The 22,755-nt window shown below is 57.7% G+C and carries 14 protein-coding genes and 2 pseudogenes; 10 read left to right on the forward strand and 6 right to left on the reverse strand.

The features are described from left to right. Positions 1 to 55: 55 nt before the first annotated feature. Positions 56 to 2,410 carry a hypothetical protein gene (locus RX327_RS31385; RefSeq protein WP_317248121.1) on the reverse strand — a complete coding sequence of 785 codons (2,355 nt, stop codon included), beginning with the start codon at positions 2,408 to 2,410 and terminating at the stop codon, positions 56 to 58. Positions 2,411 to 3,263: 853 nt separating this feature from the next. Between RX327_RS31385 and RX327_RS31390 the strand changes: the two genes are divergently transcribed. Beyond that, positions 3,264 to 3,470 (forward strand): cold-shock protein, encoded by a 207-nt coding sequence (locus tag RX327_RS31390; RefSeq protein WP_283088301.1) that lies wholly within the window; start codon positions 3,264 to 3,266, stop codon positions 3,468 to 3,470. Between the two features lie 56 nt (positions 3,471 to 3,526). On the opposite strand, the gene RX327_RS31395 is transcribed toward RX327_RS31390, so the two are convergent. From RX327_RS31395 to RX327_RS31410, 4 genes and pseudogenes are all read right to left on the reverse strand, one after another. Next, positions 3,527 to 5,926: an amino acid permease gene (locus RX327_RS31395; protein ID WP_317248122.1), complete on the reverse strand. Its 2,400-nt coding sequence runs from the start codon at positions 5,924 to 5,926 to the stop codon at positions 3,527 to 3,529. Positions 5,927 to 6,056: 130 nt separating this feature from the next. Continuing rightward, entirely contained in the window at positions 6,057 to 6,803 is a 747-nt protein-coding gene (locus RX327_RS31400; protein WP_317248123.1) for a YqcI/YcgG family protein, read from the reverse strand. Between the two features lie 752 nt (positions 6,804 to 7,555). After that, positions 7,556 to 7,991: pseudogene (locus RX327_RS31405) on the reverse strand (type II toxin-antitoxin system VapC family toxin). Further along, positions 7,988 to 8,303 (reverse strand): annotated as a pseudogene (locus RX327_RS31410) (hypothetical protein). Before RX327_RS31410 ends, RX327_RS31405 begins: the two co-directional pseudogenes overlap by 4 nt. A gap of 1,239 nt (positions 8,304 to 9,542) precedes the next feature. Here RX327_RS31410 and RX327_RS31415 point away from each other — a divergent pair. The 4 genes from RX327_RS31415 to RX327_RS31430 all read left to right on the forward strand — a co-directional run bounded on the left by RX327_RS31415 (position 9,543) and on the right by RX327_RS31430 (position 14,280). Then, positions 9,543 to 10,049: an avidin/streptavidin family protein gene (locus RX327_RS31415; RefSeq protein ID WP_317248124.1), complete on the forward strand. Its 507-nt coding sequence runs from the start codon at positions 9,543 to 9,545 to the stop codon at positions 10,047 to 10,049. A gap of 1,231 nt (positions 10,050 to 11,280) precedes the next feature. Further along, entirely contained in the window at positions 11,281 to 13,038 is a 1,758-nt protein-coding gene (locus tag RX327_RS31420; RefSeq protein ID WP_317248125.1) for an MFS transporter, read from the forward strand. A 218-nt stretch (positions 13,039 to 13,256) separates the two neighbouring features. Beyond that, entirely contained in the window at positions 13,257 to 13,556 is a 300-nt protein-coding gene (locus RX327_RS31425) for an NEL-type E3 ubiquitin ligase domain-containing protein (RefSeq protein ID WP_317251361.1), read from the forward strand. Positions 13,557 to 14,085: 529 nt separating this feature from the next. Then, positions 14,086 to 14,280 (forward strand): hypothetical protein, encoded by a 195-nt coding sequence (locus RX327_RS31430; RefSeq protein ID WP_317248126.1) that lies wholly within the window; start codon positions 14,086 to 14,088, stop codon positions 14,278 to 14,280. A gap of 408 nt (positions 14,281 to 14,688) precedes the next feature. Here the strand turns inward: RX327_RS31430 and RX327_RS31435 are convergent, their stop codons facing one another. After that, positions 14,689 to 16,650 carry a putative bifunctional diguanylate cyclase/phosphodiesterase gene (locus tag RX327_RS31435; protein WP_317248127.1) on the reverse strand — a complete coding sequence of 654 codons (1,962 nt, stop codon included), beginning with the start codon at positions 16,648 to 16,650 and terminating at the stop codon, positions 14,689 to 14,691. 1,238 nt (positions 16,651 to 17,888) lie between these two features. Between RX327_RS31435 and aepX the strand changes: the two genes are divergently transcribed. The 5 genes from aepX to RX327_RS31460 all read left to right on the forward strand — a co-directional run bounded on the left by aepX (position 17,889) and on the right by RX327_RS31460 (position 22,712). Next, entirely contained in the window at positions 17,889 to 18,755 is an 867-nt protein-coding gene (gene aepX, locus RX327_RS31440) for a phosphoenolpyruvate mutase (RefSeq protein ID WP_317251362.1), read from the forward strand. Between the two features lie 579 nt (positions 18,756 to 19,334). Beyond that, on the forward strand, positions 19,335 to 20,168 hold the full coding sequence (locus RX327_RS31445; protein WP_317248128.1) for a phosphocholine cytidylyltransferase family protein: 834 nt from the start codon (positions 19,335 to 19,337) through the stop codon (positions 20,166 to 20,168). Then, positions 20,153 to 20,758: a CDP-alcohol phosphatidyltransferase family protein gene (locus tag RX327_RS31450; protein WP_317248129.1), complete on the forward strand. Its 606-nt coding sequence runs from the start codon at positions 20,153 to 20,155 to the stop codon at positions 20,756 to 20,758. The genes RX327_RS31445 and RX327_RS31450 overlap by 16 nt, the downstream gene beginning before the upstream one ends. Before the next feature lie 19 nt (positions 20,759 to 20,777). Beyond that, complete coding sequence (locus RX327_RS31455; RefSeq protein ID WP_317248130.1) at positions 20,778 to 21,557, forward strand: class I SAM-dependent methyltransferase; 780 nt, start codon at positions 20,778 to 20,780, stop codon at positions 21,555 to 21,557. 27 nt (positions 21,558 to 21,584) lie between these two features. Further along, entirely contained in the window at positions 21,585 to 22,712 is a 1,128-nt protein-coding gene (locus tag RX327_RS31460; RefSeq protein WP_317248131.1) for a PLP-dependent aminotransferase family protein, read from the forward strand. The last annotated feature ends 43 nt before the right edge of the window (positions 22,713 to 22,755 follow it).

Genomic DNA, 22,755 nt, shown 5'->3' on the forward strand with positions numbered 1-22,755 from the left:
CAGGGTTCGTCTTCCGTGCAAATCGAGCGGACCGTTTGATGATTGACGTAATTCTTCAGCTACGTTCTGGGTAGATGCGAACGCGTCGGCGACCGCCCGTGTCGTCCAATTCGCCCCTGTAAGGCACGCCGCGGATGTTGAAATACGTCGGGTTCTCGGCGTCCGGCATCAGGTGCTGGCCCTCCAGTGCGCGGACGAGGTGAGGCGGAAGGAAGCGTTCGCGGTGCTCCCACCCGCCGCGGATCAGATACCCAAGGTCGACGGCGCCTTCGTGTGATGCACGAGCAGCACTTGTCTGCGGCGGGTGATGGGGCTGCTGCGACGGCCCGGCTGCTTCATTTGTCTGCCTGGCGCGAGGATGATGGATAAGACGAACGTCCCGGCGCCCTCCCGGTCCGAGCGTAGCCGAGTAGCGCTCACCGTTGATCGCAAACTGGCTTGGCCCGAACTGGTTTGGCAGCAGATTGATATTGCCCAGTACGTCAATCAGGACGTCTGAGGCCGGTTGCGAGCGGTGCTCCCAGCCGTCCCCAACGATAGTCCCGATATCCCGCAGTTCTTGAGAGGCCCCTGATGGACCAACGAACGACGGCGGTCCGGCAATGCCAGATGCCGGCATCGAGTGACCTTCGTGCTGCAAGTCATGAGGCGTCGGCGGATTCAGATTAACCTCAAGATCGCCGTATATGTCTGAGGGCGGATGCCTTGCGGATGATGATGGGGCGGGTCCTCCCGCCGTTCCCCTCAACAAATCCCAAGCTCCCTCGCTCGGAGTGGCCGGCATTGCTGGAAGGTCGTAAAACGAGCTGAGCTGGGGACCACGGTACGGCGTGGATGATGAGGGTCCGGGTTCTCGGCTCGGCTCCCTCAACAAGGTCGGCGGCGTCCCGTCGTAAGGTACGCTCGATGATCGAGAGGGTCCATGGATCGTCTCCCGAAACAAATCCCAAGCTCCTTCGCTCGGGGTGGCCGGCGTTGCTGGAAGGTCGTAAAACGCGCTGAACTGCGGACCACGGTACGGCGTGGATGATGAGGGTCTGGGTTCTCGGCTCGGCTCCCCCAACAAGGTTGGCTGGGTTCCGTCGTAAGGTACGCTCGATGATCGAGAGGGCCCATGGATCGCCTCCCGAAGCAAATCCCAAGCTCCCTCGCTCGGGCTGGCTGGTGTTGTGGGCAGCGCGTGCGGCGCCCCATACGGCTGCTCGGGTACCGGACCGGCTGTATGCGCTTCGGGAGGAGGCCTCCCTAACTCTCTGTTTGCATCGTGAACCTGTTGGTATCGGCCAAGCCTCAGCAAATCAGGGCCGATTTTCGTGTCCTGGGTTTCACGCTTGTACGCCTCAACGTCACCGGCAAACCCGTTGGTGAAGAGACGGCCAGCCATGGCTCCTCTGTTGTGAGTTTGCAGCCAATCACTCAGCCTGGAAAGGCGCCGAGCCTGCCTATCGACAGTCTCCGGCTCGATCCTGTGTGTCGCCTTTTCCGCCGCAGCCCACATGTCGATCAGCGTAGCGTCTGCGGGGTAAGGATTCAGGCGGCGGATATCGCCTGACAAGGCCCTTCCCGCGCGGGCCTCCCGGAGCTTGTTCAACGCCGTCTTCATGCGACTGGCACGTTTTTTCATCGGCGCATAGGTTTCTGCATCGATGTCCAGCCCAGACGTCAACGCGGGGTTGTCAATTCGAGCTGCTATTGATGGCCGCCGGTTCTCGCTCAGGAGGGCGCTTAAAGCGCGCAGATCGGCCACGGCATTTCTCAAGGTGCCATCGCTCAAGTTGCCAGTGGCCCTCGCCGCGAACTCCTGAATGATCGCCTCGTCCTCGTCGCGAAGCCCTCGCGTTCGCGCCGGCTGCTTGGCAGGGTCCGCGCGAAACGTGATCGAAGAGAACTCTTGATGCGCCCCGGAGCCAGACGAATTTCCGCTGCTGTTTCCCCCGAACGCTTTGCCAACGCCTGACTTGATGCGCGACCACAGTCCACGTCGTTTGCTGTTCTTGGGTTCGATCGCCGACTGCACCTCTGGTAAGGCGTAGCGCGCGCTGCTGAAAAGATCTTCCTGCAAATTGGACTGCGGCGATAGCTGGGTCGCCCCTCCGCGTCGCCCATGGGAGATATCTACGCTGTGGCGCGCACTGCTGAACGAATCGTCCGTCGGCCGCGAACATGATGGCAACCGCATCGAACCGCCGAGTTCAGCGGGCCGAATCTGTCCAGACCGCGCCTCAGGACTCTCGTCAGGTGAATTCGAGCTTGCCGTACTTTCATCGGGTGAATTGAGTTGCAACCTCTCGATCTGCTGTTCAAAGCTGCTTTGCCGGCCATGGGGCCGTTGTCCCGCCCGCTGCCCTTGCTGCATGGCGGCGTATTGCCGCACCCAAGCTCCTGCATTGAATGGGTCGACTGGATCCATCATGCACTCCTGTTCTCAGCAAAGGTCATGTGCGCTCGCACACCTATGCCCTCATTGCGGGACGCGGGCGTGGCTAGAGCGAGACTCAGGCCTCTATAGGAGACAGCTGTCGAAAAGCTGACGAGTGTAAGAAATCCCGGATCACAACGGCGATCGAACTCAACTTCATCGAAAAATGCAGTCAAAAGCGTCTGCGCGCCGGCGACGCCTGTCTGAGTGCGCTGATTTCCGACGAAGTCGTCCGCTGTTCCAATTTGATCTCGCCAAGTGCGAGGTTTCGGCCCGTGGACTCTCTGGCATGGAGCCAGGTCAACCGGGAATGGCGGCCTGAACCTCGGCCACTTCGATTGCTGTGAGCATGGGCAGCGCATTCGACAATCACAGCTCACTCATCGCGCTACATTTTGACCAGCTTCGTCAACCATCAATTGCCAAACCGGCACATCCCAACGAGCTGATCGGGAAGACCCGGACCTCATGCACGATCAACTCCTGGCAAGAGACGTATTGCGCACGAAACGTACACTGCAATGACAGCCCCGCGACGCACCTTCTGAAGCAACATCGGGCATGCTGGATGCGCGACGAATTTAAGATCATGCGCGGCCGTCTACGTCGCGACGAGTGCAGGTGCAATGAAACGCATGGACCGAGATAGTCGCGATCCGCGAGGGGCCGATGATCGATGCCTCAACGCTACACTAAAGCGAAGCGCACCGAGCCGCCATGCGCGATCTTCTAGACGCCCCTCTCAGATTCGAAGGCGACAACAACGAAAAGCTCCCAGCAGTCGTCTTGATATCGGCCTCGCACCTCGGCTAGATAGACATGGCTTCAAACTGGAGATACTGCAGTGGCGATGGGTACCGTGAAGTGGTTCAATCCGACCAAGGGATATGGCTTTATCAAACCCGATGATGGGGGACCGGACGTCTTCGTGCACATTAGTGCTGTTGAGAAAGCCGGCCATGACGGCCTCCCGGAGGGCGCTCGCATTAGCTATGAACCAAAGAGCGGCCGTTCGGGTAAGGTCTCCGCCGAAGATCTTCGAATTGGATAGGTACGATCAGGATAGGTCGAGCTGATTTAACGCCTCGGCGCTCGACCGTCCTGGCATCACACCTTCGCTCTGCCATATTCCTTCCATAGCATGACTTCGAGCTCTCCTGGGACATCGAGATGCTCAGGGAAATCCGGGAAGGGAACTGAATTTCCGTCGCGCACGAAGAGGGCGAGATCGGTCTCGCTGTTCGTTTCGATATGATGTTCTCGCCTCACCTTTCCGCGACTGGTATCCAGCACAAACCGCGTCGAGTTGATCCATGATGGCGAAAACAAGTTGAGTTGATCTGCAATGTGCCAGATACGACCCAAACGCACGCGGAAAGCCGCGGAGAAGTTGATCGGATCTGGAATGAAGATTGACAGATTGCGCACGCCCATCCCGTCGAGCTTTTCCAGTAGACGATGAAGTACGAGTTGATGATCATTGGTGTTTCGCAGCAATGGAAATTGATTGTAGAGCCTAATCTTGTGGCCTCGAAGGTCTGCGATCTTTTCGGAAACCTCTTCGCAGATTTCGTACGGGTGCACGATGTGGAAGGTGATGCGAAGGCCGTGTCTTGCCAGGATACCAATCTTCTCTGGGGTGAACGCCTTTGGTGCAAATACAATCGATCTGGTATGAATTCGGATCGACTTCACCGATGGAACCAATCGAATACCTTCGATGATTGTCTCCAGCCGCGATGCTGGCAACATCAAGGGATCTCCCCCTGACAGGATCACCTCAGTGACTTCCGGTTGGCGACGAAGGTATTCAATCAACCGGTCCAGATCCGCACCTTGCTCATTTGGCTCGTCAATAAACTTGTTCTCACTCAACACGTCCATCCGAAAACAATACTGACAGTGTCCAAAGCACTTCGACGTGGTCAGGAAGAGTACACGGTCTGCGTATTTTCGCACGATCGAGGTTTTGTTGGCCTGCCCACACGCATTTGATCTGTCGTTGACGAAATCCTTTACCTCGTTGGGAGCCCTCACTGCAATTCTGTCCTGTGTTGGAAAGGACACCCGGTGAAGCGGCCCCAGATGATTGCCGAGCGCCGCAACCTCTTCCTTGATCTTCTTTTCGTAGAACGGCGTGACTTTCACAGGTAGCAGCCCCTCTCTCATAGAGACGGCTTTGAACTCATCATTGATATGGCGTTGCTTCATGAGAGTTCTCGTTCGGTTGTTGCGGTTCGAAAAGTACGCGATCAAGGCAGTAGATGTGATGTAGAGGAGCGGCGCCTTTGCGCTGAGCATGATCGGCGCTGAGGGAATCACAACCAAGCCAGCGAGCAACCACGAAGCTGGTCCTCGCCGCAGCCTGGCGAGCGCGATGGCCGAAATGACGTAAATGGCGAGAAAGTTCATGCCGGCCAGGCGAAACATCATCTCAATATTCAGCAACCGAATCTGATCGGCGACCACGACCGTGATCAGACACGCAGCCACGAACAATACACTGTTTCGGGGAGTGCCGTTGCGCAAGTAACCAAGACCGGCGGGAAGAAAACCTTGCCCAGCAAGGTAAAGAACAAGCCGCGAGACGGCCACAACTGATCCGAAGAGGTTGGCTGCGATCAGCGATGTACCAAGCAGTGGAACCAGCCAGCCTGGTGCAGTCGGCGCGACTTGTACCGCAGCCTGAAATACTGGTGTATCAAAGTTTGACTTGATATCGGAGACATGCACGAGCGCCGCGCTGGTGATGTACACGCAGCAGACCAGAATGAACGCAAGGAACATGGCTGGGCCAAACGTCCTCCGAGGATTGCGAAAGTCCGCAGACAAGTGGGACGCGATCTCCCAGCCGGCAAAAGAGAAGAAGATCAGTGGAATCTGCCCTGCGATCGACGGAAGATCTGTCGGGCCACTGAATCGGGCACCATTAGTCCGCACCGCTAGCATGAGCAGGACGACGAGCACGCCCACTAAGAGAAATAATGACGAGCCACCCACGAGCCTTACGCCACTGGAGAGTGTCTCGCTGCTCGACAGAGCAAGGCAGGCAGCAAGCAAGATGAATAGCGCGGCAAGGAGATGGATATCCTCGCTGGAGCCGGTCAATTTTTGCAGGTAGGTCGCCCCCACAATCGCGATAGATGGCAAACCCAATACCGTTGCTCCAAAAAAGAGCAGCGCGACCAGCGACTCCAGGTACTGACCAAATGCAAGTTTGGCATAGTATGCCACCCCACCAGTGCTCGGATAAGCACTACCTAGAATAACCATTGTTACCAGGATCGGCGCCGAGAGTAGCGAGCAGGCTAACCAAGCGTAGATGCCATCCTCGCCGAGCTTTTCGAATACTAGTCCCGGGATCACAAGAATGCCGGATCCAAGGATCACCGTGACGATGAGCAAAAGACCTGAGATAAGTCCCAGGTGTCCCTTGAGTTCGCTCTGGAGTTCACCTTTCACATCAGCCCTCGGAAGAGAGAGGCGCTCGCCCCAGGTCGCAATCACCGCGAACCTCACATTTGCAACCTCTTGATCCTGCCTGTGTCACGGTCGGGAGACATCCCTCGCTTAACGCTTAAACCAATGGACCGCCACCCATGGTCTTGACGAGGCGAAATTCAAACCGTGCCGCAACTCAGTAGAAACGTAGAGGGCACTGCAGGGGTTCATCCTCGTTGTTGTCGTCGATCATGTATTGCGGCCACTGGGCTTCGCCTAGAAGGTACGATCCCAGCAACGGGCTGTGGGAGACGTCATCGTAGACGTCAATGTTGCGTCTGATCTTTGCCATGACAGCTCTGCCGCGCCGATTGGCGGGAGCTGCGATGTCAAAGATCTTACGAGGGTTGATGACGAAGGCTAGCCCGGCTCCCATGTTTCTGCTCCTGCGAAGAACGTGCGCTGGATGGCTTACGTTGACGAAAAGCTCGCAGCCGTGGAAGCACATCGTCCACGTATGGTGCGCAGGATCCTTAGACACGTGCGAAGGCCAGGGTCGCTGATCGTGATCTAGCAGATATTGCATCGCTTCGATGAAAATCTGCTTGAAGTTGTTCCTGGTCGTCAGTGAGGGGACCGGCTCAAAGAGCACAAGTAATGGACGGTGGTGGCTGATATCGAGAGTGTCGATATCGATCTCCTCAATGTAGCTGCGTAATCCACAAGCAAGATGGTCTAGCTCATATCGTGCATTTTCGAGGTCATATGGGACGAGAAGGAAGCGTAGACGGCCTCGCCTGACCGCGTTTTGCGCGAAGAAGCAGGGAAAGCCCGCGCGGCTCCCGGCCTCATCTTCGAACTTCGTTAGAATGTACAAAATCACTGCGCGACCCCACAGGAATCGTTCAGTGAGGTCGGCGAGTTCACCCTGGTTAATCAGCATGCTCTTTCGCTTTCCATCTCGGAGACAAAGCATTGAGCGGCGATGGCTGAGGTCGGTACGCCAGAAAGTGTTCCGCCGCCTCGGAGAGCGCAATGTCCGGGGCCGATGTTGGGCGGGCCTGTCATGGACGACTTCTCCTCTATCGTGGAGAGCATTCGCGGGTAGCCCTGCAGGGGGCGTGCCAAACGAGAAAGTCACCTTCGGATAATGGGATCACTCTGATGACCCTGTGTGATGTCCCTAAGTTTGATGTCGGCAAGTCGACAGTGAGGGTCGCTTTGAGACCACACCTCTGTGGGATTGAGCGCAAAGTTTGCCCAGGGCTTAGCTGGTCGGCGTCCCGATTTGATAACCATCGACGATGCCCGCGGAACTATTCGGTGAGAAGCTTCGTAACCCGACAGACTTGATGGCGGCAGATATCGTTGCATCCATCCGCGAATCTGATGGCGCGGCCGCCTCCAGGTGCTTACATCGAGATCCTTGAGGAGATCCGCGCCGTGGAGATCATGGATGCACAGGTGAGAGACGGCGATACCATCTCGCGTCGCGAGCGAGTAGGTCAGTCAGCTTAGGTCTTGGCCTGTGCCGCTCAGTTAGATGTGGAAGCTCGCCAACGGTCTCCGTCGGATTTGTTCGGAGCCAGGGAAGTCAGAGAAGCTGGCGTCGGATAAATCCAGGGCGAAGCCGGGACCTCGGACAAAGTCGACGAGGTCGTCATTGAGGTGCTCATCGATAGACCTGGATGCCGCTCACGGCGCGCCTCCGCGCATCGGATTTGTGATTTGAACTCCGGCGAAATCTCTCTCGTTATCCGTTACGACAGTACATTCGTTTGCTCCCGCAACGGCTGCGATGATCATGTCGCCCCCGCTGCGCGGCTGCCCGGCGGTTTTGCCCTCAGCCATGAGTTCGCGCCCAGATAAGCCCGGCTTTTTCGTCGAATGCCAGAATGCGGCCGGCGAACAAGGCCTGAGGCCCCTCCGGGCCGGAGAACCACGCATCGAGAGCATCCCGCTTCTTTCCGCGTGGCTTTTCGAGGATGCCGCGCCGGATTTCCGCGACCGTAAGCGATGCGATGAACAGATCCTCATCTCGCTGTGCTGCCATCCAAGCCAGTAGCGCCTCTGACGGCTGCGGCTTGACGACATTCCTGATGATGTTGGTGTCGAGAAGATAGCGCGTCACAGATCGACCTTGCGCCCTTCTACGCGCGGACGCATCAGGTCGACATCGGCGCCGACGAGTGGCGAGCGACGCAATGCATTCAAGATGCCACCGGCCTTGGGGGGGCTCACCAGAAACGGCCTGTTGAACCGTGCGCCGGAGACTGCCAGCTTCCGGCCCTCCTAAGCTCAGCTTGCGCGCAAGCTCCCTGATGAGCTCGCGATCGGTCTCGAGGGCTTGGAGCTCGAACCGCACAATGCCACGCTTCGTCAGCCGGGATCGGTAATTTTGGATCGCCCTGTTCTGCGCGCTCTTAACATTGGTTCGCTGCAAGGCGTCGACGCCTTTGTTAGGATGCGGAACAATCTGCGCAATGGAGAGACGCGGCGGTGGCGCGAAGCGAGAGGAACGACACGTGGTCTCGATTCGACGCCCAGAACCACTGTTGCCTCGTCGGGTCCAAGCCTGATCCTTGTCAATCAGGTGCGATTGCTCACCCGGCAAGCCGCGCGGGATTTCGTTCAAGCCGAAACTGACAGCCATAAGCGTGACCGCCTCCCGGACCAAGGGGGCGTCATGAAGATCGAACTTTACGCCCGCTACTTGTCCCACAATCAGCGCGACGAATCGATCGAAGATCAGTTGCGGCCCTGCCGAGAAGCAAGGTTGGACGGTGGTCGATAGCTTCACTGATGGGAAGCTGCCGAGATGAGACAAAAACAGTATCAAATGGACTGACGATTAGCGTGCGTTCACAAAGAAATTGTGCGCCTCCGGCCCTTTCGCGCTTATTTGCTTAAAAAGTGCAGCGCGCTCAGTCGTCCTACGAGACTCCACATCTCGCTTAGGTCATTGAAGGATACGGCAGTTGATGTCGCTACGCCCTGGTGTGTCCATCAAAACGATGCCGTCTGGCTCGACCTGATCAACGCAGAAAATCTTCGGCACGAAACAAGAATCCGACGCAAATGCGCTGCCGAACGACGACACCATCCCTTAATCACTTCTACGGAAAGAGCTCAACCGTCGCCCCGTGATGGTCCGATCCGTACCAACTTCATCTGCTACTCGAACAGAATTTCTCTAATCTAAATCAGCCAAGGAGCCTCGGGCCGAGATTGAAGCGATGCCACCCACGAAACGTGCAAGGACAACTCTTCCGGTCCCGGGCAAGCTCGGCAGAGAGCCGACTTCCTCCACGGAGTTGGTTGGGACGTCCAGTCCATCAACGCACATCTCTGCGAGCTCGCTGGCACACACGGCCAGAGAGCTCGGCATTACCCAACCACAATGGATGATCCTCACGGTCTTGGAGGAATCTAGACCAAGGCGATAGCGTCGGGTCAATTGATGGCACGGCAGTTGCTACAGCACGGCAACACCAGTGCAGCGACGCGGTCACGCGCTGTTCTGGTTACCGCGGGGCCCCCTCCTCATCAAACTGAACTAAGAGAGCGAGCCTCTTCAGCCCTTCTACCCTTTAGAGAAGTTAGAATGCATTACCCGTTTAAATTGCAAGCCATCCGGTCTATATGCAGCCAGCTCCGCTTCTGGAGCGATATGGAGTCGGGTATGTCTCAAACAAACTGGAAATTGGCGAAATTGATGGGCATGGCTTGCCTCGGGCTGCTACTGGCGGGACCGGCAAACGCGCAACCCCTCTGGACCTGGACCAACCAATATGGCTCAAGCCTAGCGGTCAACAGCTACAACCAGAGCACAGGCGCGATTTCCGGCACCTATACCAACAACGCGAGCAATAGCTGCGATGAGGGCGCGCCTCAAGCCATGACAGGCTGGCTTGCCCAGACCAATAACGGCACGGCGATCAGCTTTTCGGTCAATTTCGCAGGCTGCGGCTCGACTACCGTGTGGACTGGACAGCTCAACGCTGCGTCGGGCTTCCAGGGCCTTTGGCTGCTTTCGCTCGCCGAGCCGGTGGCATGGAATGGCATCAGTGCCGGGGCCGACATCTTCACTTTCGCTAATGGCGACAAGTCGAAATTGCCATTAGCTGGTGGCGAGGCCGCCACGGGCGGCGCAGTTGAAAAGCTCTCGAACACGAAGAACCGCAAATGACATAATTAGTCTGCGTGGCGACGTTTCGAACGACGTTCGTCACGCAGTCTTCCTCGATTGCTGGCAAGGAGGCCAAATGCAGTAGGCACCTCACGGCGTCTGCGAAACAGCCGCTCTCCATGTCGCCGGTTGCAGGCACTCGCTTCCCGAGACGTCGCATCGCCGTCGATGGCCTACACGCGAAACACCTCGGATTCGTCCGGCGTTCGCGGCGCGCCCTGAAGGGATTCGTCATGGTCATCGTGGACGAGCGTCCCAGCCCGGCTGCCTCTCGTATCGATCTGCGATCGATCTTGCGCTCATCGATTGCCGATGAAGTCCGATGGGCTCACCGGCCGTCGTCCGGGAGAGAAGCGAAGGGCCGGGCCGGCCTACGAGGATCTCGTATGTGGGAACGCAATCAGTCTGTACGTAGTGTACGGAATGCGTCATGAGCTCCGCCCTGATAGCCGTTGCGTGACCGCCCCACTCGCAATTTTCGGTGCGTATCATTGAGAGCTTTGGAACCGAAGACCCGCCAGCGTACCTGCCCGCGTGCTTGAGGGGATCGTGTCGGGGCGAGCCAAGCGCCATCAGCCCCACGAGCTACTCTCCCGGAACTGGAAAGCAGCCCGCCGGACTTCGCCGCGATCCGTTCCGCCGCAACGACTTCGCCTCCTCTCGACCCCGCCCGATCGCTTCGGGCCGAAGGTCCCCGCAATGGCGATATCGATCCGCGCCCCTGGTGCGAGACGGCTTCTATTCCGCGATGCGGCTCAGACGTCGCCGTGGGGCGCCGTTGCGGGACCCCGGCAACGCCAATCATGGCCTGCCGCCATCCTGCTGCACAATCCCGACGATCATGGCCGTCCGCTGCTCGGAGCCCATAAACCAGACGCGGGACCAGCGGTTGTCGGCTTGACGCTCACCCCAACGTCCCAGCGGCCGTCAGGGCCGTGCATGAATATTGGATGCCAATCCGCTACTTAGGTAGAGGCCGATCACCACGGACGTGACAGCTTTCCACGCTCACCCAAGTATCACCTCGGAGACCATTTCGCGGCCCCTCATTGCGCGACTCGCGGTTGTTATGAGCCGCATGACGGCGACGCAGCAGGATCATCGCTCGCATCAAAACGATAGAGCGATCGCACTTCTCGTGACCGCGCGTATGTTTGAACGTGATATCGCACCATGAACATCATTGTGATTCGCACGAGAATCGAATCGTGCTAAATCATGGTGAGCTGATATGATCGATCCAGCCAAAGTCCAGACGCGCAACGCCGACGGCATCACGGCGCCGCTGCGGCACGCGACCTTCCGCCGCATTTGGCTTGCGAGCCTCCTCTCCAACCTCGGCATCTTGATTCAAGGTGTGGGCGCGGCCTGGGCGATGACGCAGATGACGTCCTCGGCCGACAAGGTCGCGTTGGTGCAGACCGCGCTGCTGTTGCCGGTGATGTTGATTTCGATACCAGCCGGCGCGATCGCTGATATGTATGACCGACGTATCGTGGCATTGGCTGCGCTTGGCATCTCGTTCGCCGGCGCAACCGCACTGAAGGTGGTCGCCTGGCTGGGTCTGGTCACACCGAACCTCTTGCTTGTGCTCTGCTTCGTCGTTGGCGGCGGCATGGCGCTGATGGGACCGTCTTGGCAATCGTCGGTCGGCGAACAAGTGCAGTCGGAAGCGCAGCTGCCTGCGGCCATCGCGTTGAACGGCATCAGCTACAATATCGCGCGTAGCGTGGGTCCGGCGATCGGCGGGATGGTGGTGGCGAGCGCGGGCGCAGTGGTAGCATTTGCACTCAACTCGCTCCTCTATCTGCCATTGATGGCCGCGTTGTTCCTGTGGCAACGCATCAGTGCGCCCTCGCGGCTCCCGCGTGAGGGATTGAACCGCGCCATGGTGTCTGGCGTGCGCTACATCAAAAATTCACCATCGATCAAGATCGTGCTGGCCCGCACTCTGGTGACCGGCGTCGTCGGCGGCGCGATCACTGCGCTGATGCCGCTCGCCGCGCGCGACCTTTTGCATGGCGATGCCCAGACCTACGGCATCATGCTCGGCGCTTTTGGCCTGGGTGCAGTCATAAGCGCGCTGAACATCAGCGAGGTGCGCAAGCGCATGAGCGGCGAGGCCGCGATCCGCGCGTGCGCGCTGTCCATGGGCGCGGCGATCGCTGCGGTCGCACTCAGCCGTGAATTGGTGTTGACCGCGGCAGCCCTGGTCCTGGCGGGGGCCGTGTGGATGATGGCGTGGGCGGTGTTCAACATTGGCGTGCAGTTGTCGGCGCCGCGCTGGGTGGCCGGACGCTCGCTTGCAGCCTATCAGGCGGCGAGTTCCGGCGGGATTGCCGTCGGCAGCGGGGGTTGGGGCTATCTGACCGACGCGGCCGGAGTTGAAGCCGCGTTGCTGGTATCGGCCGCCCTGATGCTCGCCTCGCCACTGATCGGTCTTTGGCTTCCCATGCCCCGCGTCATCGCGCGGGGTGAGGAGGCCAAGTTGCTCGCCGATCCTGAGGTACGGCTCGACTTGACCGGCCGGAGCGGTCCGCTTGTCGTCGAGATCGAATACCGAGTTGCGCAAGAGAATGCGCGGGCGTTTCATGGTGTCATGCAGGACGTGCAATTATCCCGCCAGCGCAACGGCGCCTACGGCTGGTCGATCGCGCGCGACATTGCCAATCCCGAACTGTGGACCGAGCGCTACCACTGTCCAACGTGGCTAGACTACTTGCGCTGGCGCAACCGCTCGACCCAGTCGGAGCGTGAGCTGGAACGGCGAGCAATTCGCTTCCACATCGGCTCCAGCCCGGTACGCGTCCGCCGCATGCTGGAGAGGCCGTTCGGCTCAGTACGCTGGAAAGACGACACGCCGGATCACACGACCGAAACACTGCCGGAGATCCCAAGTGGCAAGGGCCGTACGCGCTTGGCTGCATCGGCTAACGAGGTGAACCCGTGTGCCGAGAGGCACCGCAAAGCTGCCAGCGGCTCGCAATGACGGCGCTCGAGCTACCTGCCAGGCTCGGCATCGATCAGCGCGTCGTGACAGCTGGTCCAATACCGATCACGACTGCTACTGCATTCACCCCAAATCCCGGCTGACGGTAGATTCTGGGAAAATCTCAAACTTCGACGAAGCCCGACCTAATGGCTCAGGCAGAATGCATTATTTTACCTCCTTGAAAGAGCAGGACTTATGCAATCTTTGTTGACGAGATCGAGGTCTATCTCGCCTATCAGGTCAAACTGCGCGAGCGGCTGAAGTTGCAGCTCCTCGCCCCCGACATGCGCTTCTTTAGAGCGTCCTATGTCATCCAGGACGAGCGCGCAGCGGCCGAGACGCGGGTGCGGGAAGAGGAGGCAACGGGTTCGATGACTATCCGGCAACCGCTGGCAATCCTGGGACATCGTCCTGAGCCGCATCGAGCCCGAGGCTCACTCAGGGATGCAGGAACGGCTTCTCGAGGCGATGGAGGAGGAACTCCCCTACCGCGTGCAGCACCGGCTCATAGCTGATGGCTTAGCTGGCGACGAAGCCGAGATACAGATCGGAGCCTGATCCGCGACGAAGTCGCCCGTGAGATCAAGGGCGAGCTGACACGCCAGGTGCGCAGGGACCACGGTCTTTAGAGATAGGTGAAATCGGCGATCCACTTCTGGCTGAGACGCTCGGCCGCGAACCGCAGGTCAAACAGGTTCCCTGGCACAATCGATCAATCGATCTGTCGATCGCCACTCTGCTTCGGCAAGCGCCGAACATCGGTAGCGGTGCGCACAGGCTGCAGAAGCGCAGCACTGGCTCGAAACTGTGAAACGTCAATGGCGGATAGGCGGTTTTGAGGTACTCCCGCCACAAGTGTACGCATTCATATCGCTGCAAGCAGCACCGGATAGGCTGCTGCGAGAGGCGATCTTGGTCTAGCTAATGTTTGACAGGACATTCGTAGGGATTTGCTAACCCAAGCAGGCTTACCGAGCTGTCGCTAACCAATCGACAATCGTTCTGGCACACTTTCCCGCCGGGATAATGTGGGTGATTTCGAACATGACTGGGCTGGCCATTATGGAAAACGTGCGCCGCTACCGCGCAATAGCTTCCCTGTGCCGTCAGGCTGCGACATTCCGACCGGTTCAACGAAATTCATTGCTGACGCAGGCCGAAGAATGGGAGGGGCGAGCGCTCGTCGAGCTCGAACGATATTATGGTACTTTAAACGGATGTCGAGCATCTGAAATGTGAGGGCTTGAGTCAGCGCTCGTCGGAGTCTCTGGCTCAATTTGGTATCGCTTCGTACAACGATCTAGCCTAAGTCATCGTAACGTTTACCTTTTCCGTTTCGATGGAATCGAAAGGTGCCTCTAGATTCATGCGTTTTGTTGATGCGAGCCGGTATCCACTTCGCTTGAAAACGCTCTTAGCTCGTCGAGGGTGTCGCGGCTCTTCATGATAATGGATTGCGTATCGCCAAGGCGGGCAATCCCTCATTGATATTGTGTATCGCGGCGCCACGCTGCACGAGATGACGCAGTCGGCTATGCAGCCGATTGTCCAGTCGTCGGGCAGAGTGCAGCGGGGCAAACGATTGTTTCACCTTAAGGATTCGGATGTTCGATGTTCATCACCGTCGAATTGCGAAGCGCCTCGTCCTCAAGCCGCGGACGTCGACCATTCCTTGTGTTGATCGAGCAGAGCAAAGACGTGCTCGACCGCGACCGGCCGACCGACAAGGTATCCTTGCACTTCGTCACAATTGGTTTGACGCAAATAGTCGAGTTGTTCGGCGGTTTCGACGCCTTCGGCGACCACGCCGATCTGCAGGTCCTGCGCCAGTGTGATGATCGACCTTACGATCGCCGCGCTATCCGGTCGCCTCAGCATGTCCCGTATAAAGGACTGATCGATTTTGATGCGGGTGTAAGGCAGCTTCAGCAAATAGGTCAGAGATGAATATCCTGTTCCGAAATCGTCAAGCGCAACGGTCACTCCCAATTGCAGGAGTGAGTTGAGGATCGACGACGCCGGCGCGTACTTCGAGATAAGCATCGACTCGGTTATTTCGATCTCGAGACGGTAAGGAGCAACTCTGGCTTGGGAGAGGGCCTGCACGATTGTCTGCAGGATGCTGGCGCTATGGAATTGAGCCGCCGAGAAATTGACGGCGACCCTGAGGTCCGACGGCCAGTTCGACAGCGTCGAGCAGGCGCGTCGGACCACCCACTCGCCGATTCCGTGGATCAATCCGGTTTCTTCAGCGATTGGAATGAACTCGGTCGGGGAAATTACTCCGCGGATAGGATGCCGCCAGCGCAGCAAGGCCTCAAAGCCGGTGATCCGGTTCTTGCGAATATCAAAGAAAGGCTGGTAGAGGAGGAACAACTCGTCTCTGTCGATCGCAAGCTCTAGATCGCGCTGCAGCGCCCTGCGGTCGCGCGCCGATTTGTCATCGCTGGCCTCAAAGAAGCGGATCGTTCCCGGCCCCGCCTGCTTGGCGCGATAGAGCGCAATGTCGGCGTTCCTCAGGAGTTCATGAGGTACGTCGCCATCGCGTGGGGCCACTGCAATTCCGACGCTGGTCGCCCCTGCGATCTCGCATTTCTCGATCGAGAATGGTTCGGCGAAGGCGCCGACGAACCGCTCAGCAACTTCCAACGCGTCTTCCAGCTTGGTCAGATTGGTCATAACAAGCGCAAACTCATCGCCGCCGATGCGCGCAACAGTATCAAGCTGCCGTACGCATCGCTGCAGTCTCGACGCGGCCTGCACCAGAACTTCATCGCCTGCCGGATGGCCAAACCTGTCGTTCACTTCCTTGAAGCGATCGAGGTCGAGAAGAAGAACAGCAAATTCTTCGCCCGAGCGGGCGAGCCTGTTGAGGGCGCCTTCGAGGCTCTCATTGAAGGCGAAGCGGTTCGGCAGTTGGGTCAGGGGATCCCGCCGGCCCCTCCTCTCGGCCTCCAGTTGAGCAATGGTGCGTCTGGTAAATTCAAAGGAATGGGCGAAAACGCCGTTTAGAAGCACGAAGCCATAGGCCACGACCAGCATAGCGACGAGCAGATAGACGAAATCGCCGTTGCTGCCGAGGCAGATTGCCGTACCCACAAAGATCGGAGCCGTGAACGCAACTGCCGCAACCGGAATCGTCGCGAAGGCGAACGCGCCACCGGCAAGCATCCCAGAGCAGAGACATGTTATGACGAGCTGCCCGCCATTGGAGGCGTTCGCGAAGAATACCACCGGAACGATCGCCCAGGCGGTTCCGAGAACCAAGGCATTGCGTACCAGCCGGTGCATGGCTTGGCGCGATACGAACTGGGGCTTCGTCATCCGCCGTGATGAACGCGCCTTCAGGCCTATCGAGAGCGCGCCGCAGACTACGGTCGCCGCCCAGACCAAGGCGAAATTTCTGTCGGGCGAATGCCAAAGGGCAATTGCGAGCACGCTCGCATTGCAGGCGTTGGCCAGCATGATGGCCAGCGAATAGCCCAACACGAGGGAAACCTGTTCGGCACGAATGTAGCCCGCGACCGCTTCGTCGGTGGTCGGCCCGCCGAATGCCGCTAGATCTCCGGCTAGCAGCTCCGAGAGATAGGATTTCACATTTACTCTCATTCTGCGACCTCGCAAGCTGGCTTCGACGTTGGCACTGGGAGCGTCGCGGCAAATCTTTGAGAAAAGATAAACTCTTGATTGTACGAGCCGTCTGACAACACCTATGAGCTCGTGTCCGCAGCATCGCGCGCTGGACTCATGGTTGAGGCCTGAAACGGCTATGAATTAAAGAACAATTCTGTCCGTTTCGTACCGATCTATTGTTTTTATGGATCGCAGATTTGAGCTAACTTGCAAGCAAACAGCCTCAGCACCAAGCTGAATAAGATGCTGCAACCGTGCGAGATCGATCGGGATCAACGATGGCTTGGCAGGCGCGGCATTCGTCGGGGAGTGCGCTTGCTCCACCGACTTCGTCTTTGCTTGGGCCTCGCAGTTCGCTGTCCTGTTGCGCGACAGGCCAGCCAACAAACGGCAGGTAGCGATCGGTAGAGGCGCCGACTTTCCTAGCGTCAAATCGCACTGTGGCTCTTGGAGCTGGCGATGCATTAAAAAGGGGGATCGCGCTCTCGTGATCGTGTTTTCTGACTGCTTTCTGGCATTCCCCGTAGCCGGCCTCGTGCTGCTTCGCTCGAGCCTTCTCGCCTTTAACGCTCACGTAAGCATCCGGAGGCTCGGGCTTCTTGTAAGCGAGATCTGCCCGTTGCAGGTTCGCGGGCTATACCAACGATAGGTTTGCCTCCAGCGTGCGCAGCTCTGCCCTGAGTTTCGATGGCCGTGCAGTAATTGATCTCCGGCTGCTGGCCGCAGCCTTAGGAAACGCCGCAAGATCCGATAGAAGACATTCTCCGCGCTTGGCACAGTGCCTGTTGAGATCGGCAAGGCATTATCTGTAGGCTGAGGCTGGGAATTGTCTGGATGGCGCCTTTTGCGACCGCAAGGTCTGGTGGGGCGGCGACATCTGCTTTTGGGCGGTTTCGCGCGACTGCTGTCGCTCCCGATACAAGTCCGACCAAGACTAAGAACGCGCCAACAATTATGAACGGTAGAGACGCATACGAAGGCTCCAGTGATGGATGGCTATCTCATGACTGCCGGGAGGTAACTGCGACTGCGACCTTCATAGCGAGATGAACCCGCTCAACTACCAATCCTAGTCATTGATCCAGATGACGAGACGATGTCACTATCGATGACAAACGTCGGCCAGTCACACGTACCGGCAAGGACTCTGTATGCAAGATCAATCACAAGGCCCCGTTCTTGCCAATCTCCGCGCCGATTTCTCACCTTCTGAAATGTTGCGTGATCAAATCTGCTCCAGAAACGAACTTTCCTTCCTTATGGAGGCGCATGACGGGCTCTCCGCCGCGATCGCAGAGCGTGCAAGCTTCAAGGGCCTATGGGCGTCAGGACTATCTATCGCCTGCTCCCTCGGATATCGCGATGCCAGCGAAGCGTCATGGAGCCAAATCGTCGACGCGGTCGAGCGAATCGTGGACTCGACCAGATTGCCTGTCTTGGTCGATGGGGATGGCGGCTTCGGGAACTTCAACAATGCACGCCTGCTGGCACGGAAACTCCGTCAGCGCGGCGCTGCCGGCGTCGCGCTTGAGGACAGCTGCTTTCCGAAAATGAACTCGTTCATTGGCGATCGGCATCCGCTCGCAGATATCGATGAATTCTCCGGCCGTCTGCGGGCAGTGAAGGATACAGTGGCGGAAGACTTGGTCCTCGTGGCTCGGATCGAAGCCCTGATCGCCGGCCATGGAATGGACGAAGCACTGGTACGCGCTAGTGCTTACGCCGCTGCGGGAGCCGACGCGATCCTCATTCACTCGCGAAGAACCGCCGCGGACGAGATCGTTGCGTTCATGCGCGCCTGGCACAACAGGTTGCCCGTCCTGATCGTTCCAACGAAATATTATCGAACACCGGTCTCTGTTTATCGTAAAGCCGGCATCTCGACCGTAATCTGGGCCAACCACTCCATGCGCGCGGCAATAGTGGCGATGCGACAAGTCTGCAATCGTATCTTCGCGGAAGAGAACACCGCCGGCATTGAATCTAATATTGCGACGCTCGATGAGATATTCGAAATGTTCAACTACAACGAACTCGCTCGCGCGGAATTGCGATACCAGTCTCCTAACCCAGGGCAATAGCGCGTTTCGTCCATACAACAGCTTATCGAAAGATCACCACCATGCATTCGTCGGACTTACTATCGCGTTTCGGGAGATTTTTACGCGAAGCGCATGCTTTCTGTGCTGATATTGCGCATACAATCAAATGGCGTGACGACGTGATCGACCTGTGCACTGCTGCGTATCTCGGCTCGATTCCCCCAGATATCACGATGACCAGTCACGAAGGGCCTAACAGGTCATGTCTCTCCCGGAGAGAGGTCGAGACGGATAGTGATACAGCCCCTTTTAATGGCGAGATCTCCTTTCCAAGGAACCCGTAAACCTCACGTCACAGTACCAGCGACATTTTTGATCGACGGAGAAGGGCTCACGGTGGTGCAAGGGGCAGGCTTGTTCAAAACGTCGAACAGCGCCCCCTAGGATAGCTTCAGCTGCTGCCGCAGGCGGTGGGGAGACTCATCGACCGAGCCAATGCAGATGATGCAATCACCGCCCTGTATTGCAATGCACCGCTATACTGGCGCGCTCGGTTAGTTGGCAAGCTCGAGACCGACCTGAATCGGCTTCTCGAAGATACGGCGTTAGGTCACCTGGATGACTATTAATCCCCCAAGGAAAGCTGTCATTCTCGCTGCCGGCTTCGGCTCACGGTTGAGACCACTGACTGATCTGCGGCCCAAGCCGCTCGTCGAAGTCAATGGAACCCCGATACTCCATAACGCTCTACGAAATTTGGCAGCAGTCGGCGTGGAAGAAGTGACGATCGTTGTCGGCTACCGCAAGGACGCGATTCAGTATGCGTGCGGCACTCATTTCAATGGGGTCCAAATCAGCTATGTCGAATCTTCCGTATTCGATCGTACCGGCAGCGCATATTCCCTCTGGCTCGCACGCGATGCGCTCCTGTCCGGCGACAGCTACCTCCTGGAGGGCGACGTCTTCTTTGAGGAGAACGCGCTCCGTTACCTCGACCTGCACCCGGGGGCCGACGTGGCTGCCGTCGCACCCTTCGATGTGAAGATGCAAGGATCAGCGGTTTTGCTCTCCAAAGAAGGACTTATTTCGGCATTCCGCTTGAAGCAGTCCTCAGCGAACCTATCGCAGAACGGACCTGCGCTTTTCAAGACTATGAATCTGCTTAGGCTCTCTGAATCCAGCCTCAGCAATATCATCGTGCCAGCGCTCGACGACATTATCGGCTCCGGTGCCACTCAGGCGTTTACAGAAGAGTTACTTGCTTACTTAGTGGAACGGCGCGGCATGCAACTTGCCGCCGCACGCTGCGATGGTCTGAAATGGTACGAAATTGACAGCGCAGAAGACTTGCGCATTGCCGAAGAGCTTTTTTCCGAGCATGTCCAATCCAGCGCCGACGGACATATGCCGAGCGGGACAATTGACTTGAGGGGACGATGCTCAGATATCTAGTGGATCCAGCGAATGCGATGACCGCTACAGGTATCGTGATCTCGAGTGTCGCAGTCTATGCAGCCCTCTTGAGGCATGTCGAACTAGCAACAGCATTCGGACTATGGGCGATGCTTGCGGACCAATTCGATGGAATAATCGCAAAGCGAACGAAGCACAGGCCTGAAGACGTCGGAAGGATCGGCAAAAGCCTTGATGGGTTCTCCGATATCATCTACGGCGCCGTACTCCCGACCATCGTCTTGATGACGATTGCAGATTATTCAATCATCACATTAGTGCTAGGTGCCGGGCTCCTTTTAGCGGGGGCGCTACGGCTGAGCTACTTTAGCAACTTCGGTCTTTGCGGAGGGGCCTTCACCGGATTGCCGCTTTCGTATGATCTTCCCATCATGGCGATATTGTTGCTCACGCGCCCTTATGTCGGTGATTTCGCCTTTACCCCTTTGGTTCTGTGCCTGTTTGGCGTCCTCGCTTGCCTCCATGTAGCACCAGTTCGCATTCCTGCTCCCCGAGGCACAATGTACTTGGGCATTACGGCTTTTTGTCTGGCCGCTTCTATTGCCCTAATCCAGCGGGCGCTCCAGTGACTCACCACAAGGAGGTCAAATGCTAGAAATTTCGAACAGCCCTGCGACGAAGTGGGGCGATTTCAGCATGAATGCGGTCGAGTACGGTCAACGCCCCCCTTATTCACCGGTTGTACTCGGCCTATTAACGAGAACGGTTGCCAGCATCTTCGGTGATGCCGTGATTGCCGAGCTCGGCGCCGGCACCGGCAACTTGCTACGATCTTTCGACAGCGAAAGGGTTACCGGCTTTGCCGTCGAGCCCAATGACGCAATGCGCGCTGTTGCCCATCGCCTTGCTCCCCACAAGTCTCGGTTCACGTGGGTGTCAGGGACCGCCGAATCGTCCCAATTGCCCGATAATTCTGCGAACTGGGTGCTTCTTGGAAATGCGTATCAGTTCGTTGCTCCATCCAAGATGTTCCGAGAGGCTCACCGCATCCTCCAGGGCCATGGCTTTCTGACGATTGTCTGGAATCTCAGAGACTTCAAGCGCGATGGGCTTCAGCGCCAGATAGAGGAAATGGTGAAACGCGAAGTGCCCGATCTCAAGAGGACCGGCACGTCGGTTGATGACATCATGGATGCGGTCGACACGGAAGGTCTGTTTTCCGAATATTGCTACCTGGAAGCCCGACACGAGCAGAACTTAACTCCGCAACACTTCCTGGATACGTGGAAAGCGGGCCATGATGTCCCAAGTCAAGTGTCCAAAGAGGTATGGAAAGACATCTTGAGCAAAACTGCAAAGATGATCCCGAGCGAAACGTTGATACGCACGCTCTGGATCACCCGCGCCTGGACGTTCCAGGCTACTTAGCGGCTTAAATGACAATCAAAGGCATCCGTGGCTAACGCTCTGTCCATAGATCTGTCGAAGGCTATTCCGCCCACACCGCCGGAACTGACTTCTGGTCTCCAAGACGTACTCGCGCAGCTTGGTAGCGAGCCGAATGTCGGCGAAAGGCTACGACGCAACCGTATTGGCGGTAGTGACGAAGATCGCGAGGCGGGGGCCGTGTGGCTTGGCCGGCGCCTTGGCGCGAAGCCGTCTCTCGATAGGGTTGTAGTGGCCCACGGCACCCAGAACCTACTCGGGCTTCTTTTGCGCCATTGCATCGGCGAACGACAAACGCTTCTGGCGGAGGCGCTCACCTATCCTGTACTTGTGCCGCTGGCTGCAAGGTACGGCGTCAAGATACGTGCGGTTGCGATTGACAAAAGCGGCTTGCTCCCCGACGCATTCGAAGCCGCGTGCCAACGATGGCAACCGAAGGCACTCTTCTGCAATCCGACGGTACATAATCCCACCACATCGGTCTTACCTGCTGCTCGCCGCAGAAGCGTCGTCTCGATCGCGCGGCGGTATGGAGTCGTTATCATCGAGGATGATGTTCTCGGACCACTGCATAAACGTGAGCCGCCCCCGCTCGCAACTATCGGCCCGGACGTCGTCTGGTATATTCAGTCGCTTTCTAAATGCATCGCTCTAGGGTTGAAAGTTGCATTTTTGGTCGGACCAAATGCCTTGAATGTGCAGCAGCTCGTAAGTCCGGTATCCAACCATTCCTTTTGGTTTCCGTCCGCCTTGGCGGCTGAGATCGCCACTCGCTTGATTCAGAGTGGTCGAGCTGAGGAAATCTGCCAATCGATCGCAGATCATGCGGATCAAAGACAGGCAATCGCACGAAACACTTTGCGCGATTTTTCATTTCAAAGCGAAGCGGGCGGTTTGCACATTTGGCTTAACCTTCCATCGCGCATTTCGGGCGGCACATGCGTCGCAAAGGCGGCCGCCCTTGGCGTTCAGATTCGGGCTGCCGAAGCGTTTTCTACCCTCGGGAAGAGCGCCAATGACTCAATTCCACAGGCCGTTCGGATCGCTCTTACCTCACCAACCACGGACGCGATGTTACAGGACGGTTTGGCGCGGTTGGCATCGATCCTTTATGGCAGCACCGACCTGGCACCTTAGTTTCCTGCACCAGGCGCAGCGCTTATGGGCGAACCAACGAAAA

The sequence above is a fragment of the Bradyrhizobium sp. BEA-2-5 genome (assembly GCF_032918025.1).
GTDB classification, from domain to species: Bacteria; Pseudomonadota; Alphaproteobacteria; order Rhizobiales; family Xanthobacteraceae; genus Bradyrhizobium; species Bradyrhizobium pachyrhizi.